Origin of the sequence: Nitratireductor sp. XY-223 (assembly GCF_004959855.1) — a bacterium.
Lineage (GTDB): Bacteria > Pseudomonadota > Alphaproteobacteria > Rhizobiales > Rhizobiaceae > Hoeflea_A.
Genome location: NZ_SPNT01000050.1, coordinates 1 through 2,540, shown reverse-complemented (window position 1 = coordinate 2,540; position 2,540 = coordinate 1). Strand labels below are relative to the sequence as shown.

General features: G+C 66.5%; 1 pseudogene. It reads left to right on the top strand.

The annotated features are described in order from the left end of the window. Positions 1–2,415: pseudogene (locus tag E4M07_RS29980) on the top strand (calcium-binding protein); the annotation flags it as partial. Positions 2,416–2,540 lie beyond the last annotated feature (125 nt).

Here is a 2,540-nt window from a genome sequence, read left to right as displayed (position 1 = left end):
TCACCCGCTGGTACGCAGCAGCAGGCGCCGGACTTCAAGACGCAGCGCGGCACATCGGGCGACGACAGCCTTAAAGGCGGGGACGGCAAGGACCACCTTTACGGCGGCGACGGCGACGACACCCTTCATGGCGGCAAGGGCGACGACACGCTTCATGGCGAGGGCGGCAATGACAGCCTTCATGGCGACGACGGTGACGACACGCTGCACGGCGGCGACGGCGACGACACCCTTTATGGCAACAGGGAACTTTATACCGTTTACCTTCCCGGCATAGAGTCATACTACCCCGGTGGAGAGCGTGTCGGAGACCGTTACTACTATTACGGAAAGCCGGAGGAAACCGACGACGATACGCTTTACGGCGGCGGCGGCAATGACAGACTTCATGGTATGGACGGCAACGATACGCTTTATGGCGGGGACGGCTCCGGCAGAGACAGCGGCGATGACTACCTTTTTGGCGGCGACGGCGACGACACCCTTCATGGCGGGGACGGCACGGACCACCTTTATGGCGACGGCGGTGACGACACGATTGACGGCGACGACGGCGACGACCATATCTGGGGCGGCGGCGGCGACGACACGATTGACGGCGGGGACGGCGTCGAGTGGATCGACGGCGGCGGCGGCGACGACACCATCCGCGGTGGCAGGGGCGACGACGACCTGAAGGGCGGCGGCGGCGACGACACCTTCGTGTTCGCGGCAGGGGACGGTGCCGACACCATCCACGACTTCGGGGACGGCGACACGATCCGCATCGACGGGTTTTTCGGCGGGTTCGCGGGGCTGGACATCCGGCAGTACGGCCCCGATGCCGTCGTCCGCTATGGCGTCGGCGACAGCATCCGGCTGGCGGGCGTGACGGCGGCAACGCTCGGCGAGGACGACTTCGTGCTGCCGGTGCCGCAATCCAAGCGCGGCACATCGGGCGACGACACGCTCCACGGCGGGGACGGCGACGACCACCTTTATGGCGGGGACGGCGACGACCACCTTTATGGCGGGGACGGCGACGACCACCTTTATGGCGGGGACGGCGACGACCACCTTTATGGCGGGGACGGCGACGACCGGTTCGTGTTCGTCGCAGGGGAGGGGACCGACACCATCCACGATTTCGAGGACGGGACGGACACAATCCTCATCAAGGGCAGATTGAAGTTCTCCGACCTGACCATCACGGACAACGCAAAAGGCCATGCGGTGATCACCGGCTACGGGGACAACGCCAGCATCACGCTGGAAGGCGTGTCCGCGTCGGACCTTACCGATGCCGATTTCGACTTCCCCGACGGCGTCACGCTCCGCGCCACGACCCACGCCGAGAGCCTTTATGGCGGCGACGGCAACGACACGCTTTACGGCATCGGCGGCTGCAGGCTCTACGGCGGCGGCGGCGGCGACACCATCCACGGAGGCGGCGACAGCAGTACCTACGACGGCGGTATCTACGGCGGCGGCGACTGGATCTGGGGCGGCAACTATTACGGCGACGGCGACGACGGCGACGACACCCTCTACGGCGGCTACGGCGACCGGATCTGGGGCGGAAACTACAAAGGCGGCGGCGACGACGGCGGCGACACCATCCACGGAAGCGGAGACGGCTTCTGCAGGCTCTTCGGCGGCAACTATCACGGCGACGGCGACGACGGCAACGACACCATCCAAGGAGGCGGAGACCGCAGCAAACAAAACTGGCTCGTCGGCGGCAACTATTACGGCGACGGCGACGACGGCGACGACACCATCCGGAGCGGCGACAGCTGGGACTGGATCGTCGGCGGCAACAGTAACGGCGACGGCGACGACGGCAACGACACGATCGTGGGCGGCGGCGGCGCCAACCGGATCTGGGGCGGCAACAATAAGGGCGGCGGCGACGATGGCGATGACACGATCCACGGCGGTGATGACATCGACTGGATCTGGGGCGGCAACAATGAGGGCGGCGGCGACGATGGCGACGACACGATCAACGGTGGGGACGGCGACGACAAGATCTGGGGCGGCAACCGGCTCGGCGACGGCGACGACGGCGCCGACACGATCGAGGGCGGCAGGGGCGACGACCGGCTCTGGGGCGGCAACAGCACCTGGAAAGGCTACGGCCGCGGCGCCGACGGCGCCGACCGGTTCGTGTTCGGCGCGGGGGACGGGAACGACATCATCTTCGACTTCGAGGACGGGAAGGACATCCTCGTCATCAAGGGCGGCCTGAAGTTCTCCGACCTGACCATCAGGAACCTGGATGACGCCGAAATCGCCCGCCTGGCCGAGACGGTCGTCATCTCCGGACACAAACATGCGGTGATCACCGGCTACGGTGACGACGACAGCATCTTGCTGGAAGGCGTGGATGCGGCGGCTCTTACCGATTCCGATTTCGACTTTCTCGGCGGCTGAGGGGTCGGGTCGCGGCGGCCCGGCATACGGAGGCGGAGATTTGCCTTGAGCATCGAGAATGCGAACCCGCGCTCGGTTCTTGTGCGCTATCGCGGCGCGCTTGTCCTGGTTGGCGCCGTGAGCGC